Raw genomic sequence first — 14,840 nt, 5'->3', positions numbered from 1 at the left:
GCGCCCAGATGATGTTTCCTGGTTCTCCAGCCCTGACCCATGGTTGAGGCGGGCCGGAACGGGTACAACTAAGTCATGACGACCTCATCCCTGGTGCTCGGCCCGATGATCCGGTACGTGGATGAGACCTCGGCCAGCATCTGGGCGGAAACCCGGAGCGATTCCCGAGTCACCGTCCGCGCCGGGGACCGCAGCTGGGAGGCCCGTACGTTCGCGGTGCATGGCCACCACTACGCACTCGTGGAGGCGGACGGGCTGGAGCCCGGAATGGTGCTGCCCTACACGCTGGAAATCGACGGGGCGCAGGTCTGGCCCGAGCCCGCATCCGAGTTCCCGCCGCCGGTGATCGCGACGTTGAAGATCGGCAAGCCCCTGCGCATGGCCTACGGCTCCTGCCGCACCAGCGTTCCCCATGATGAGTCGGGCAACCGGACCCACGGCGTCGACTCGCTCCGCGCCTACGCCTTGGCGATGGCCTCCGGCGGAGGCCAGGCGTGGCCGGACCTGGTGGCCTTCCTCGGAGACCAGGTGTACGCCGACCTAACCAGCGAGCAGATGCAGGATTTCATCCGGGCCAGGCGGGACATCGAGGCGCCGCCGGGCGAGGAGCTCAAGGACTACGAGGAATATGCCCACCTCTACTACCTCGCCTGGTCAGACCCGGCCAACAGGTGGCTGCTGTCCACCCTGCCCAGCGCCATGATCTTCGACGACCACGACGTCCGCGACGACTGGAACGCCTCGCTGAGCTGGAAGAAGGAGATGGAAGCCACCTCCTGGTGGCATGAGCGGATAGTCGCCGGGCTGGGCTCCTACTGGGTGTACCAGCACCTGGGCAACCTCTCGCCGCAGGAGCGGCTTGACGACGCCATCTGGCAGCGGGTGGTCCGGCACGGGAGCGAGACAGAACTGGACCTCAGCGCAGAGCTGGACAGTTTCGCCGACCGGGCTGACCAGGACCCGGAATCCTACCGGTGGAGCTTCTGCCGCGACTTTGGAGACACCAGGCTGATAGTGGTCGACTCCCGGGCCGCCCGCAACCTGGCACCGGAAAACCGCAGCCTGCTTGATGCCGCAGAGATGGCCTGGCTCGATGGCCGCATGCGCGGCGGATTCCGCCACGTGCTCGTCGCCACCTCCCTGCCCTTCCTCCTGCCGATGGGCCTGCACCACGTGGAGTCTTGGGATGAGGCCATATCCGAAGGAGCGTGGGGGAAGTCCGCCGCCCGGGCCGGCGAAAAGCTGCGCCAGGCGCTGGACCTCGAACACTGGGGCGCCTTCCAAAAGAGCTTTGCGGAGGTGGCTGCCATGGCGGCCGAGGTGGCCGACGGCAAGCGCGGCCCCTCGCCGGAGACCGTCACCTTCCTGTCCGGGGACGTGCACTTCTCCTACGTCGCGGAGGTGGAACGCTCCTCCGGCAGCCGGATCATGCAAGCAGTCTGCTCCCCGATCCGCAACCCCCTTCCCCGGCTGATGAGATCCTTCGGGGCAGTCATGTCCTACGGCCTGGCCGCGCCGATAGGCGCCCTGGTGGCCCGGTCGGCGCGGGTGCCGGACCCGCCGTTTACCTGGACACGCGTGAAGGGGCCCTGGTTCGACAACAACCTCGCCAGCCTCGAAGTTGCCCCGGAAGGGCTCAAGCTGTGGTGGGAGACGGGCGTGGTGGACGACGGCGACCACCTGCACCCCAGGCTCAAACGGGTGGCATCCCTTACCGTGGCTCCGCGAAACTCCCAGCAGCATGCGGCACGAACCGGACGAACATGGCCTTGAACCCGGGGGTGTTGGATTCCCGTGCCACGTTTTCCTTGTGCACCAGGGCGTTGGCCTCGGGGAAGTACGCCGCGGCGCATCCCTTCGCCGTCGGGTAGGCCACCAGCCGGAACTTGTCCGCCTGCCGGTCGTGCCCGCGGAACGTGCTCACCACATCCACCAGGTCCCTGTCCTGGAAGCCCAGCTCGGCCAGGTCCTCGGGGTGCACCAAAATCACCCGGCGGCCGTCCGAAATCCCGCGGTACCGGTCATCCAGGCCGTAGAACGTGGTGTTGTACTGGTCGTGGCTGCGCATCGTCTGGAGCACCAGGTGGCCTTCCGGCGGAGTCAGGTATTCCAGGGGGCTGACCGTGAAGCGTCCCCGGCCGATGTCCGTCTTGAAGGACCGCGTATCGCGCGGCGGGTTGGGCAGCACAAAGCCGTTCTTGGTCCGGATCCGCTCGTTGAAGTCCTGGAAGCCCGGGATAACGCGGGAGATGTGGTCCCGGACCACGTCGTAGTCCGCGGCCATGGCCTTCCAGTCCACAGCGTGGCCGTTGCCGAAGGTGGCGTCGGCCATGCGGGCGATGATCACCGGCTCGGCAAGCAGGTGCTCGGAGACCGGGTGGAGCCTGCCCTGCGTGGAGTGGACCACGGACATGGAGTCCTCCACGGACAGGAACTGGGCGCCGTTCGGGTGCTTGTCGTCCTTGTCCGTCCGGCCCAGCGTGGGCAGGATCAGCGAGGTGCGGCCGTGCACCACGTGGGAACGGTTCGGCTTGGTGGACACGTGCACGGTCAGGCCGATGCGCTGCATCCCGGCTTCCAGGGTCTCCGTGTCGGAACAGGCCAGGGAGAAGTTGCCACCCATGGACACAAAGACGTCCACGTCGTCGCGTTCGAACGCCTCCATCGCCTCCACTGCGTCGTAGCCGTGGCCACGCGGTGACCGGATTTTGAACTCACGGTCCAGTGCTTCCAGGAGCCATTCCTTGGGTTTTTCCCAGATGCCCATGGTCCGGTCGCCCTGGACGTTGGAGTGCCCGCGGACCGGGCACGCGCCTGCGCCGGGCTTGCCGAAGTTGCCCTGCAGGAGCAGGACGTTGACCATTTCCTTGATGGTGTCCACCGAGTGCGGCTGCTGCGTGACGCCGAGGGCCCAGCAGAAGATGGTGGCCTTGGACCGGATCAGCATCCCGGCCACGTCCTCGATCTGCTTCCGGGCCAGGCCGGTGGCCTTCTCGGTTTCCGCCCAGTCCAGCTCGCGACGGGCCTCACGGTACGCGTCGAACCCGTCAGTCTGCGCGTCAACAAAGGAACGGTCGACGACGGAACCCGGGTTGCGTTCTTCCTCCGCCAGGAGCAGGTGGCCCAGAGCCTGGAACAGCGCCAGGTCCCCGCCCACCTTGATCTGCAGGTACTCGTCGGCCAGGGGTGTGCCGTGCCCCACCACGCCGGAGACGGTCTGGGGGTCCTTGAAGTTGAACAGGCCGGCCTCAGGCAGCGGGTTCACCGCCACCACCTTGCCGCCCTTGTCCTTGCACTCCTTCAGCGCCGAGAGCATCCGGGGGTGGTTGGTGCCCGGGTTCTGGCCGACCACGAAGATGAGCTCCGAGTCGTGGATGTCATCCAGCGACACGGTGCCCTTGCCGATTCCGATGGTCGGGTTCAGCGCGGAGCCCGAGGATTCATGGCACATGTTGGAGCAGTCGGGCAGGTTATTGGTGCCCAGGGCCCGCGCGAACAGCTGGTACATGAACGCCGTCTCGTTGGCCGTGCGCCCGGAGGTGTAGAAGACGCAGCGGTCCGGCGTGCTGGCCCGGATGTGCTCCCCGATGAGGTCGAAGGCGTCCGCCCAGGAGATCGGCGAGTAGTGGGTTTCACCTTCGCGGATCACCACCGGCTCGCTGAGCCTGCCCTGGTTGCCCAGCCAGTACTCCGTCTTCCCTCTCAGCTCGGCAATGGAGTGCTCGGCCCAGAATTCGGCACCCACTGTCCTGAGGGTGTTTTCCTCCGCCACGGCTTTGGCGCCGTTCTCGCAGAATTCGGCTGTCTTGCGCTTTTTGTCCGATTCCGGCCAGGCGCAGCCGGGGCAGTCAAAGCCGCCGCGCTGGTTCAGGCGGAGCATCGAATGCACGGTCCGCGACACCCCGGCCTGGGCCACGGCGCGTTCCAGCGCAACCATCACGGCCTTGACGCCGGCGGCTTCCTTCTTCGGTGCGTGGACTTCGAGCTTGTCCTCGTTGATGTCCTCGACCGGGGCGGGCTGCCTGCCGAACTTCAGGGGATTCATTGGTCGACCTTGGCCAGCGTCTCGCGCTCGGCCCCGATGGTGGTGTTGTCACCGTGGCCGGTGCGGACCACCGTGCCGGCAGGCAGCGGCAGCAGCCGTTCGCGGATGGAGGTGAGGATGGTGGGGTAGTCGCTGTAGGACCTGCCTGTGGCACCGGGACCGCCGTTGAACAGCGTGTCGCCGGTGAACACGGTGCTTTCGGACTCGATGTAAAAGCACGTGGAGCCCGGCGAGTGGCCCGGAGTGTGGAGGGCAAGCAGGGTGGCCCCGCCCACCCGGAACTCGTCGCCGTCCGCAAGTTCGCGGTCCGGTTTGAGGTCCGGGTAGACCTGCTCCCACAGCACCAGGTCGTCAGGGTGCAGGTAGATCGGCGCGTCCACGGCTTCAGCCACGGCCCGTGCCGCCCCGATGTGGTCGTTGTGGGCGTGCGTCAGCAGGATGGCCAGCACCCTACGGCCGCGGACCTGGTTGATGATCGCAGCGGCGTCGTGCGGGGAGTCGATGATCACGCATTCGTCCTCGTTCCCCACGATCCAGACGTTGTTGTCCACGTCCCAGGTCCCGCCGTCGAGCGAAAATGTCCCTGAGGTGACCAGGTTCTCGATGGTGACGCTCATACGGCCGCCGCTTCCGTGGCGGTGGCTGCGGTTTCCGCGGACGGAAGGATCTCCACCACGGAACGCAGCACCTTGCCTTCGTGCATCTTGGCGAAGGCCTCTTCCACCTGGTCGATGGTGATGCGCTCGGTGACGAAGGCGTCCAGGTCCAGGTTGCCCAGCTTGTAATGCTGGACCAGCATCGGGAAGTCACGGGACGGCAGGCAGTCGCCGTACCACGAGGACTTCAGGGATCCGCCGCGGCCAAAGACGTCCAGCAGCGGCAGCTCAAGCTTCATGTCCGGCGTCGGAACTCCCACCAGCACCACGCGGCCGGCGAGGTCGCGTGCGTAGAACGCCTGCTTGTACGTTTCGGGGCGGCCCACCGCTTCAATCACGACGTCGGCACCGTTGCCGCCGGTGAGTGCCCGGATGGCCTCGATGGGATCTTCCTTGCTTGAGTCCACGCCGTGGGTGGCGCCGAGGGACTTGGCCATTTCCACCTTGTTGGCGTCGATGTCCACCGCGATGATGGTGGTGGCGCCGGCCAGCTTGGCGCCTGCGATCGCGGCGATGCCCACGCCGCCGCAGCCGATCACGGCGACGGATTCGCCGCGCTTGACCTCACCGGTGTTGATGGCGGCGCCGATGCCTGCCATCACACCGCAGCCGAGGAGCCCGACGGCGGCCGGATCGGCGTCGTCGTCAACCTTGGTGCACTGCCCGGCGGCGACGAGCGTCTTCTCCGCGAACGCGCCGATGCCCAGCGCGGGTGACAGTTCCGTCCCGTCCTCAAGGGTCATTTTCTGCGTGGCGTTGTGCGTGTTGAAGCAGTACTGCGGCTGGCCCTTGGCGCAGGCGCGGCATTCGCCGCACACTGCCCGCCAGTTCAGGATGACCCTGTCGCCTGGGGCCACCTCGGTGACGTCCGGTCCGACGGCGCTGACCACGCCCGTGGCCTCGTGGCCCAGCAGGATGGGGAAATCGTCAGTGATTCCGCCCTGCTTGTAGTGCAGGTCCGTGTGGCAGACACCGCATGTGAGGATATCCACCAGCGCCTCGCCGGGTCCGGGATCCGGCACCAGGATGGTCTCCACCGAGACCGGCGCGTTCTTTTCCTTCGCGATGACGGCTTTTACTTTGTGAACCATGATTTCGTGTGTTCCTTTCCTGAGCCCGGGGGGACTCTTTGGCAACGGCACCCGTTGCCCAATCTAGCTCGTTCAGCAGGCCCAGCGGGGACATTGCCCTTCTGAATTGCGCATTACACAACACGATGCACATAGCGCCTACTTGAAAATATGGCAGTCGTCACACGGGGGCGTCAAGGGACGTCCGGATTGGGGCATCCCCCTGGCAATGATCGGCGGTTGGGCCTTCTTTCCGCAACCACGTCTCTTTCACCGCAACATACCCCAGGGCGCCTCCAGCGGTCCTTCACTGCCGAATCCCGGCAGAGATTCGGCCCAGGGTTCACAATTCAGAAACCTAAAGGTATTGACTGTGTCTCATGTCACGCCTAGTCTGATGCAACAGCGTTGCGCTGAATGCAACCCCAACACCTTGGTGGATACATGAGTAACGAAACTTCCGCTCCCGCTCTTGCGGGCCGCAGAACGTTGAGCGGCCAGAATTTCCAACCCGCTGACAACGGTGTCAGCAAGGAAACGCGCCGCAGAGTGATCGCGGCCAGCTTCATCGGCAACTTCGTCGAATGGTTCGATTACGCCGTCTACGGCTACCTGGCCGTGACGATCGCGACAGTCTTCTTCCCTGAATCAGATCCCCAGACCGGGCTCCTGCTGACATTCGCCCTGTTCGCCATTTCATTCCTGGTACGCCCGCTCGGCGGGTTCGTCTGGGGCCACATCGGTGACAGGGTGGGCCGGCGGACCGCCCTCTCCCTGTCCATCCTGATCATGTCCGGAGCGACATTCTGCATAGCCCTCATCCCGGGCTACGACACCATCGGCATCTGGGCTCCGGTCCTGCTGCTGATCATCAGGGTCGTACAGGGCTTCTCAGCCTCAGGGGAGTACGCCGGAGCATCGGCCTTCCTGGTCGAGTACGCCCCCGCTAACAAGCGCGGCCTCTACGCCGCCGTGGTTCCCGCGAGCACTGCAGCAGGCTTGCTCCTGGGTTCCCTGATCGCTGGCCTGCTGACAGTTGTGCTCACTTCCGACGCGATGCATAGCTGGGGGTGGCGCCTGCCGTTCCTGCTCGCCGCTCCGATGGGGCTGATCGGACGCTATATCCGTAACAAGCTCGAAGACACCCCGGTGTTCCGCGAGTTGGCAGCGGAGGACCACGCCGGCAAGGCACCCGTGTCCAGCCTGTTCCGGAACCACTGGCGCCAGCTGCTGCAGGCCGTCGGTGCCGTGCTGCTGAACGCCGTCGGGTTCTACGTCATCCTCAGCTACATGCCCACCTACCTGTCCTCGGAGCTGGGCCTCGGAGAGACCGAATCATTCCTGGCCACCACCATCGCGTTGCTGACATACATCGGTTTCATCTTCCTGACGGGGATGCTCTCGGACCGTTACGGACGCAAGAAGGTGCTCATCGCTGCATCCGTGAGCTTCATCCTGCTGACGGTGCCCGCGTTCGCACTGCTGGGAACCGGAAACTTCCTGGTGATTGTCCTGGTCCAGATCCTGCTGGGCGCCATGCTCACCCTCAACGACGGGACGCTCCCCAGCTTCCTGGCCGAAATGTTCCCCACGAGGGTCCGCTACAGCGGCTTCGCAGTCAGCTTCAACCTCTCCAACGCGCTCTTCGGCGGCACGGCCCCGTTCATGGCAACCCTCCTGATCGCCGCCACCGCCAGCGATCTGGCGCCGGCCTGGTACCTCGTCGCTGCCGCTGTCATCTCCCTGATCGCCGTCGCGCTCTCCAGGGAAACCTGCAAAGAACCGCTACGCCACGAATAACCAACTTCTTTCCATTTCTCCCCACCTCAAGTAACTGCACCACAGAAAGGCACCACCACAATGACCACCACAGCATCCGAGAACGCAACGTCCGTCGCCGAACTGGAGCGGCTCAAGGTCCTGAAAAACGGCGATAAGGTCAAGCTGACCTTCTCCGACACGGAATTCGAACGCCGTCTCGCCGGACTTCGCCGCATCATGGCAGAGAAGGACCTGGACGCCGTCGTCCTGACCAGCTACCACTCGATCAAGTACTACTCCGACTTCCTTTTCACCACCTTCGGCCGCTCCTACGCCATGGTGGTCACGAAGGATGACACCGTCACGGTCACCGCCAACATCGACGCCGGCATGCCCTGGCGCCGCAGCTACGGCGACAACATCGTGTACACGGACTGGCGCCGGGACAACTACATCTTCGCCATCCAGGAAGTCCTGCGCACCCGCGGCATCAACCCGCGCCGCCTCGGCGTCGAGGACGATTCGCTGCCGCTGGATAACCGCAACAAGATCCAGGCCGCCTTCCCGTCGGCAACCCTTGTGGACGTGGCCCAGGCTGCCATGCGCCAGCGGATGATCAAGTCCGCCGAGGAGATCGAGGTCATCAAGCACGGGGCACGCATCGGCGACCTCGGCGGCGAGGCCATCCGCAACGCCATCACCGCAGGCATCACCGAGTACGAGGTCGCCCTAATCGGCACCGAAGCCATGGTCCACGAGATCGCCCGGACCTTCCCGGATTCCGAGATCCGCGACACCTGGGTCTGGTTCCAGTCCGGCATCAACACCGACGGCGCGCACAACTGGGCCACCACCCGCAAGATCCAGGAACACGACATCCTGTCGCTGAACTGCTTCCCCATGACCTCCGGCTACTACACGGCACTGGAACGCACCCTGTTCTACGGCGAACCGGATGCCCGCTCGCTGGAACTGTGGAACATCAACGTGGAGGTCCACAAGCGCGGCCTTGAACTCATCAAGCCCGGCGCCGTCTGCAAGGACATCGCCGCCGAGCTCAACGAGATCTACGTCGGTTACGGACTGCTCGCCAACCGCACCTTCGGCTACGGCCACTCGTTCGGTGTCCTGAGCCACTACTACGGCCGCGAAGCCGGCCTTGAGCTCCGCGAGGACATCGACACGGTCCTGGAGCCGGGCATGGTGGTTTCCATGGAACCGATGATCACGGTCATGGACGGCCAGCCCGGTGCCGGCGGCTACCGCGAGCACGACATCCTGGTGGTCGGCGAGGACGGCGCGGAGAACATCACCAAGTTCCCGTTCGGTCCGGAATACAACATCATCGGGGCCTAACCAGCACCGGTTTTGCCATCGCCCGAAAGCGGCGCCACGTACACCGTGGCGCCGCTTTCCGGCTGACATACGGAATGATGGTGCACACCATGACCTCAGCAGAAGCTCCCGAAACCAGCAGCAACGGCGACACCAAGGGCACGTCCGTCATCGTCAACGCCATCGCCGTGCTGCGAAGCTTTACCGCTGACGAGCCGCTCCTGGGCGTCACAGAGATCGCCAACCGCGTGGGCCTGCACAAGAGCACCGTCTCCCGCATCCTGGCCACGTTCGAGCAGGAACACCTGGTGGAGCGGGACCCGGAAACCCGCAGGTTCCGCCTGGGCCTGGGTCTGATCGCCGTCGCCGGCCCCCTGCTGGCCGAACTCGAAGAGCGCCGCGTGGCCTACCCCGTCCTGCGTGAACTCACGGAGCAGACCGGCGAAACAAGCGCCCTCATGGTGTGGAACGGGTCCGAGTCGATGTGCGTGGAGCAGATCGCCAGCCATCACCAGATCAAGCACACCACCCCGCTGGGCGCGCGGTACAGGGATGCCCTCAGCGCCTCCGTGCAGGTCTTCCTCGCCGCCGAGCCTGCCGAGCGGGTGCGGGTACTGCTCCGCAGCGGCGAAATTGCCCATCCGGGCCTGGACGATGCCAGCCTTGAGGCCTACCTGATCCGCCTCGGTGATGTGGCCCGGCGCGGCTGGGCCACCAACTACGGGGAGTCGTCACTGGACGAAGTGGGCCTCGCAGCCCCCGTTTTCGACCACCGCGGCGACATCGTGGCGGCAGTTCTCATCCCGGCACCGCGCTTCCGGGTATCCCCGGACACGCTGCAACGCCTCGGGGAATCCTGCAAGGCAGCCGCAGACCGGGTCACTGCCCGCCTCGGCGGCGCGTCCCCGGCCTCCTCCCCCGCCCGCTAACCCCCAGACGCTCTCTCACTTCCCGCCGGTTTTCCTCAGACGCTCTCTCACTTCAAATCCGAGACGCCCTGAGGTGAGAGAGCGTCCCGCATCAAGCGGCGAAAGGTGAGAGAGCGTCAGGTGGGGATGATGCGGAACAGGAACCGGGTCCGGACCATCACCCAGAGCAGGGCCACGATCAAGGCGTAGGCGACGGTGTTGAGCCAGATGTTCCCCTGCTGCAGTGCCGGAATGTTCGCCACCACGGCGATCAGCACCACGTGCATGATGAAGACGTACAGCGTGGACTGTCCCAGCGGGATCAGCAGCCAGCCCACCGCGCGTTCAACAGGCTTCCAGTACGCGGTAAGGAGCGCGTAGGCCGTCACCAGCAGGGCGAGCACGTTCAGGAGGCGTCCGGGTTCCAGGTAGGTCCGCCCGAAGAACTGATCGTAAACGGCGCGGTAGGTCGCATCCGAGGTGAGCGCGAGCCGCACATCGAATTCGTTGGCAAGGTACGGGTTGGCCCAGGACATCAGGGCGAAGGCCACGGTGATGGCCGCACAGACCCCCACCACCCAGCGGTGCGCGGACAGCCAGGCCACAATGATCCGCCGGTAGTATCCGCCCACCAGGCCCAGCACGAACAGGACCTGCCACACCAGGAGCGGGAACGAATCCTCAAACTGCGAAGGCAGGATCCTGAAACGGAACACCGTGCCCGCAATGTACAGGGCCGTGGTGGCAGCCAGGACCCAGAGCACCTTGCCGCGCGCGAGTGCCAGCAGGATCAGCGGGCTGACCAGCAGCATGATCACATAGAGCCCCATCACGTTGAACTGCCACGGGCCGAACTGCAGGAGCAGCACCGCCGGGATGACTGCCCCGGGCACGGGGAACTGCAGCAGGCCCTGCATGCCGGTGTAGAGGTCGTAGCTCCGGCCTGCCCCCGACCTGCCGGCACCGCCTGTCCCCTGGTCCGTGAACGTGGTCAGCACCTCCGAGTTGAAGACCGGAAGGAGGCTGAGGAGGAACACCAGGACAACAACCACCAGCGCCGTGACGTACAGCTTGCCCGCGCGCCTGCCGGTTTTTTGCGTCACCTCGCCAATGTTGTTCTGGGCCTTGGGCCCGTAGACCATCCCCAACACCAGCCCGGACAGCAGCACAAACAGCTCGGCGCCGGACACGAACCCGACGGTTTCCTGGGTGAGCAGTTGAAAGAGGGACGTCATGCCCACGTGGTTCACCACCACGAACAGGATGGCCACGCCGCGCATCAGGTCCACCCTGGCATCGCGCGAGGACTTGTCCGAATACGTCCAGCCCTTGGCGGGGCGCAGGCGGACCGGCACCAGCCACAGCAGGACCGCCCCGGCCAGCAGGGCGGCCGCGGCGATCCCCGCCGGAACACCGGACAGCGTGTTGCCGGATGTTCCGCCCAGCCCCTGCACGGTGCTGGTGACCGGTCCGGTGACCAGCGTGGAATCCCTGACGGCGGCGCCGGCCGCAGCCGCCACGTCCGCATTCCCGGTGAGGCGCCAGTCAATGACGGTGTTGCCGGCGTCCCCCACGGCCGTTGTCTCGGCCCAGACGACGGCGGCGATCCGTTCCATCTTGCCCGGCGCGGCCGCGTCCAGCACTTGCTTCCACCAACCGGATTTGATCTCGGTTTCCGAAGGGCCGCCCGCCGACGGGCTGTAATACGCCGCCGTCTGAAGCAGCAGGGGCTTGTCCCGCTTAACCGCGTAGGACCCGTAAAAGTTGGAGTCACCGCCGTCGGACGCAGCGTCCGCACCGGAGGCGGCCCCCTGGGCCGTCCCGTCCAGCAGCGAGGCAAGCTCCCCGTCCCTTGGCAGCGTGTTCCGGGCGGCTCCCCCGCCGGTGTCGTCATGCAGTGCCGTCAGGCCCGTCCAGTCAACAACGTCGTCCCCCGGGTAGTACGGGGCGTAGGGCTCGTCCGAACCGTTCCACTCGCCGTCGGAATTCGTGTCCAGCGCCGCGAAACCGGCGGTCCCGGGAGCCGGGGCGTCGCGGTTTCTTGTGAACGGATAGTCCCGCGCCTGGAACGGCTGCCACACCATCACCGCGTTTGATTCCGCGTCAAACGCGTGGGCCACGGCACGGTACGCCGGAACATAGGCCCCGGGTTGCTGGCCCCAGGACACCCAGCTGGAGTTCATGTCCGGGGCGAAGCGGATCAGCAGCTTTCCGGGGAAGCCGTTCGCCAGTTCCTCGAGCTGACGGGCAAAATCAGCGGCGCCGGCGGCGTTGATGTCAGTGAGGGGGACTGCGGGATTCACGGTGATCAGGGCGTGCGCTCCCGAGGCGGCACTCTGGGTCAGGAACTCCCGCAGGTATCCCTTTTCGGCGCCTTGGATGGGAAAGGAGACGTCGTGGCCCAGGACCGCCGGAGAGGCCTGCAGCCGGTCGGCGAACCCGGCAGCATCGTCCTCGCCCCATTCCAGCACGCTTCCCAGGAGCGGCTTTCCGGGCGAGGCACCGAGGTCCTCGCCGCTGTTAATGTTCGACGCCGGGACGGCACCCTGCGCGGTCACCGCAGCCTGCGCGGCTCCGGCCGGCAGGAAAAGCAGCAGGGCGAGCAGCAGCAGCATCGCCCTGAGCGAGGCTTTAAGCGGATTCATCCGGCCCGCCTTCCGGGAAGAGGGCCGAAACCGTTGTTCCGCCGCCCGGGGTTTCGGTGAGCGAAAGTTCGCCGCCGTGCGACTGGACGATCCGCACGCAGGTGGCAAGGCCCAGGCCCGAGCCGGGAGCGTCGCCGGGACGGTGCAGCCGGACAAGGGGTTCAAGGACCCGTTCGCGGTCGGCGGCACCGATGCCTTTGCCGTTGTCCGCCACCCGGAGGGTGACACCGCGGTCGTCGGCCAGGGTATAGACCCTCACGTTGAGGTCCTGCCCCGGGCGGCGGTAGTTGAAGGCGTTGCCCAGCAGGTTCTGCAGGAGGGTCCGCAACTGCGCCGGATCGGCCGTCAGTTCCGCGTCCTCGCAGGTCAGGTCGGTGTTACCGCCGAACCCTTCGCCCAGGTCGCTGACCGCCGCTGACACCGCGGCTTGAAGGGACACCCGCCGCGGACGCAGCATGCCGCCCACCTGCGAGTAGCTGAGGACCTCGTTAAGCATGGAGAGCATCCGCCGCCCGCTGCCGCCGATGCGCTGAAGGTAGATTGCCGCCGGGCCGTCCGGACGGATGTCCTCGTCGTCCTCACTGAGTTCCACATAGCCAAGGATGGTGGTGAGCGGGATGCGCAGGTCATGGCTGACGCGGCCGGCGAACTCCGCGAGCTTGCGGTTGCTGCGCCCCAGTTCTTCCAGTGCTTGCTGGAGCTGCAGGGTGCGGTGCTGCAGTTCCAGCACTTCCACGACCTGCGCCGCCAGGACATCCAGCATGGCGATCTGTTCGGCGGAGATGGTGGCCGGCGTATCGGAGAAGACGCACAGGGATCCCAGCACGAAGCCGGAACTGGTCTGCAGCGGTGAAGAGGCGTAGAAGCGGACCCTGGCGATTTCTCCGGTCACAAACGGGTTGGCGGCAAATCGCGGGTCGGCGGACGCATCGGGCACCACGGTGGTCTGGCCCTGCTGGAATACCTTGGCGCACATCGAGTCCTCGCGTGCGCACAATCCGGGCTCCAGGCCCGCCGCCGCAAGCTGGACCTGCTGCTCGGTAGTGACGATGTTGACCGCGCTGAAAGGCACACCGCAGAGTTCGGCGGCCAGGTCCACTAGGAAGTTCAGTGCACGCGCTGCGCTGGCGTTCGTGCTGTCCCCTGACGAGGCCTCCGGATCTTGGGGCAGCAGTCCGTACTCGCCCAGCACGGAGCGCCGTTCACGGTCAGCGCTAACACGGCTGAGCCCATCTGCTTGAGCCACTGGAGTCCTTCCACCAATAAGGACAGCCGGCCACCGGCGAAGTCCCCCGCAGGAGTCTAGTCGAGCGGATCCCGTTCGTCCGTGGTGGGGTACTCTCTTGACACTGGCCGCCACTCTCGGGTTGACTATTACGCATGCTGAAATAACAGTTCCATGATGCGGAATGCAGTAGGGCATGCGGGCCGGAAAATGAGCCGTGGCGCCCGCTGCAGCGGGGCACACCCCCTTTTCCGCATAGCCGACGCCATGGATGCCAGCATTTGCACGAGGGATGAACAAGCATGCAGCTTGCCGTATTCAACGAGGCGGACCGCGCGGAAGTCACCGCGGCACTTCGCCCCTGCATCGACGTCCAGCGCTGGGTGGACCAGATCGCGGACGCACGCCCGTTTGCCACCAGCGAGGCCCTGCTGGACTTCGCCCGCACGGCCGCCGCGCCATTCACCCCGGACGAGGTGGAGTCGGCCATGGCCCACCACCCGCGGATCGGGGAACGGCCCACGGCTTCCACCACCGAGGCCTCCATGTCCCGCTCGGAACAGGCCGGCGTGGATCCCGCAGACCAGGACATCACCACTGCGCTGGCCGACGGCAACCGCGCCTACGAGGAAAAGTTCGGCAGGGTGTTCCTGATCCGCGCAGCGGGGCGGACCGCACCGGAAATCCTCGCGGCGCTGCACGAGCGCCTCAACCACACCGCCGAAGAAGAAGATGCCATGGTGGCCCAGCAGCTGCGCGAAATCGCCCTGCTCCGGCTCGAAGGAGTGATCAGCGAATGACCGTTTCACAGGTGACCACCCACATCCTGGACACCGGGGCCGGGCGCCCGGCTGCCGGCGTCGCCGTCGTGCTTTACGCGCGCGACGGCGGCGGCTGGAACCTCGTCGCTTCGGGCACCACCGACGCTGACGGCCGGGCGAAGAACCTTGGGCCGGAACTCCTCCCGGCCGGAACGTACCGGCTGAACTTTGCCACGGGCGCCTACTACGAGGGACTTGGCACGGCCACGTTCTTCCCGGAGGTGGACCTGGTGTTCACCGTGTCCGATGCCGGCGAGCATTACCACGTGCCACTCCTGCTGAGCCCCTTCGCGTATTCGACGTACCGCGGCAGCTGACGAGTTTTGTCCAGATACCGCGGCCAAACGCGCCTCCAAAGCCCATTATCTGGACAA

The 14,840-nt window shown here is 65.8% G+C and carries 11 protein-coding genes; 6 read left to right on the top strand and 5 right to left on the bottom strand.

Annotated elements, in window-relative coordinates; all coding sequences use genetic code 11:
- The first annotated feature begins 75 nt into the window (after positions 1-75).
- Entirely contained in the window at positions 76-1,773 is a 1,698-nt protein-coding gene (locus WMN78_RS14540) for an alkaline phosphatase D family protein (RefSeq protein ID WP_340534452.1), read from the top strand.
- Here WMN78_RS14540 and WMN78_RS14535 read toward each other — a convergent pair.
- Genes WMN78_RS14535 through WMN78_RS14525 form a run of 3 tightly spaced genes read right to left on the bottom strand, consistent with a single transcriptional unit; the run spans position 1,712 to position 5,792 of the window.
- A complete protein-coding gene (locus WMN78_RS14535; protein WP_340534451.1) occupies positions 1,712-4,045 on the bottom strand; it encodes an FdhF/YdeP family oxidoreductase in 2,334 nt (777 codons plus the stop codon). The two genes, WMN78_RS14540 and WMN78_RS14535, sit on opposite strands and share 62 nt — an antisense overlap.
- Positions 4,042-4,662 (bottom strand): MBL fold metallo-hydrolase, encoded by a 621-nt coding sequence (locus WMN78_RS14530; RefSeq protein ID WP_340534450.1) that lies wholly within the window; start codon positions 4,660-4,662, stop codon positions 4,042-4,044. Before WMN78_RS14530 ends, WMN78_RS14535 begins: the two co-directional genes overlap by 4 nt.
- On the bottom strand, positions 4,659-5,792 hold the full coding sequence (locus WMN78_RS14525) for an S-(hydroxymethyl)mycothiol dehydrogenase (protein WP_340534449.1): 1,134 nt from the start codon (positions 5,790-5,792) through the stop codon (positions 4,659-4,661). Before WMN78_RS14525 ends, WMN78_RS14530 begins: the two co-directional genes overlap by 4 nt.
- A 423-nt stretch (positions 5,793-6,215) precedes the next feature.
- On the opposite strand from WMN78_RS14525, the gene WMN78_RS14520 reads away from it, so the two are divergent.
- From WMN78_RS14520 to WMN78_RS14510, 3 genes are all read left to right on the top strand, one after another.
- Positions 6,216-7,571 carry an MFS transporter gene (locus WMN78_RS14520; RefSeq protein ID WP_340534448.1) on the top strand — a complete coding sequence of 452 codons (1,356 nt, stop codon included), beginning with the start codon at positions 6,216-6,218 and terminating at the stop codon, positions 7,569-7,571.
- A gap of 60 nt (positions 7,572-7,631) precedes the next feature.
- The gene (locus tag WMN78_RS14515) at positions 7,632-8,888 is read left to right on the top strand and encodes an aminopeptidase P family protein (protein WP_340534447.1); all 1,257 of its coding nucleotides are present in this window, start codon (positions 7,632-7,634) and stop codon (positions 8,886-8,888) included.
- Between the two features lie 89 nt (positions 8,889-8,977).
- A complete protein-coding gene (locus WMN78_RS14510) occupies positions 8,978-9,796 on the top strand; it encodes an IclR family transcriptional regulator (protein ID WP_340534446.1) in 819 nt (272 codons plus the stop codon).
- A gap of 116 nt (positions 9,797-9,912) precedes the next feature.
- Here WMN78_RS14510 and opgC read toward each other — a convergent pair whose 3' ends face one another.
- Positions 9,913-12,420 (bottom strand): OpgC domain-containing protein, encoded by a 2,508-nt coding sequence (gene opgC, locus WMN78_RS14505; RefSeq protein ID WP_340534445.1) that lies wholly within the window; start codon positions 12,418-12,420, stop codon positions 9,913-9,915.
- A complete protein-coding gene (locus WMN78_RS14500) occupies positions 12,407-13,666 on the bottom strand; it encodes a GAF domain-containing sensor histidine kinase (protein WP_340534444.1) in 1,260 nt (419 codons plus the stop codon). Before WMN78_RS14500 ends, opgC begins: the two co-directional genes overlap by 14 nt.
- A gap of 281 nt (positions 13,667-13,947) precedes the next feature.
- On the opposite strand from WMN78_RS14500, the gene uraD reads away from it, so the two are divergent.
- A complete protein-coding gene (gene uraD / locus WMN78_RS14495) occupies positions 13,948-14,445 on the top strand; it encodes a 2-oxo-4-hydroxy-4-carboxy-5-ureidoimidazoline decarboxylase (protein WP_340534443.1) in 498 nt (165 codons plus the stop codon).
- Positions 14,442-14,783, top strand: coding sequence for a hydroxyisourate hydrolase (gene uraH / locus WMN78_RS14490; protein ID WP_340534442.1), 342 nt, complete (start codon positions 14,442-14,444; stop codon positions 14,781-14,783). The genes uraD and uraH overlap by 4 nt, the downstream gene beginning before the upstream one ends.
- Positions 14,784-14,840 lie beyond the last annotated feature (57 nt).

Origin of the sequence: Arthrobacter oryzae, from assembly GCF_037911235.1 — a bacterium.
GTDB lineage: Bacteria > Actinomycetota > Actinomycetes > Actinomycetales > Micrococcaceae > Arthrobacter > Arthrobacter oryzae_E.
The sequence above is the reverse complement of the archived record's forward strand: the minus strand, read 5'-3'. Positions and strand labels throughout refer to the sequence as shown.

Excerpts from the sequence above, each read along its gene's own strand:
- WMN78_RS14540 (WP_340534452.1), top strand. The coding sequence starts at position 76 with ATGACGACCTCATCCCTGGTGCTCGGCCCGATGATCCGGTACGTGGAT.
- WMN78_RS14535 (WP_340534451.1), bottom strand. The coding sequence starts at position 4,045 with ATGAATCCCCTGAAGTTCGGCAGGCAGCCCGCCCCGGTCGAGGACATC.
- WMN78_RS14530 (WP_340534450.1), bottom strand. The coding sequence starts at position 4,662 with ATGAGCGTCACCATCGAGAACCTGGTCACCTCAGGGACATTTTCGCTC.
- WMN78_RS14525 (WP_340534449.1), bottom strand. The coding sequence starts at position 5,792 with ATGGTTCACAAAGTAAAAGCCGTCATCGCGAAGGAAAAGAACGCGCCG.
- WMN78_RS14520 (WP_340534448.1), top strand. The coding sequence starts at position 6,216 with ATGAGTAACGAAACTTCCGCTCCCGCTCTTGCGGGCCGCAGAACGTTG.
- WMN78_RS14515 (WP_340534447.1), top strand. The coding sequence starts at position 7,632 with ATGACCACCACAGCATCCGAGAACGCAACGTCCGTCGCCGAACTGGAG.
- WMN78_RS14510 (WP_340534446.1), top strand. The coding sequence starts at position 8,978 with ATGACCTCAGCAGAAGCTCCCGAAACCAGCAGCAACGGCGACACCAAG.
- opgC (WP_340534445.1), bottom strand. The coding sequence starts at position 12,420 with ATGAATCCGCTTAAAGCCTCGCTCAGGGCGATGCTGCTGCTGCTCGCC.
- uraD (WP_340534443.1), top strand. The coding sequence starts at position 13,948 with ATGCAGCTTGCCGTATTCAACGAGGCGGACCGCGCGGAAGTCACCGCG.
- uraH (WP_340534442.1), top strand. The coding sequence starts at position 14,442 with ATGACCGTTTCACAGGTGACCACCCACATCCTGGACACCGGGGCCGGG.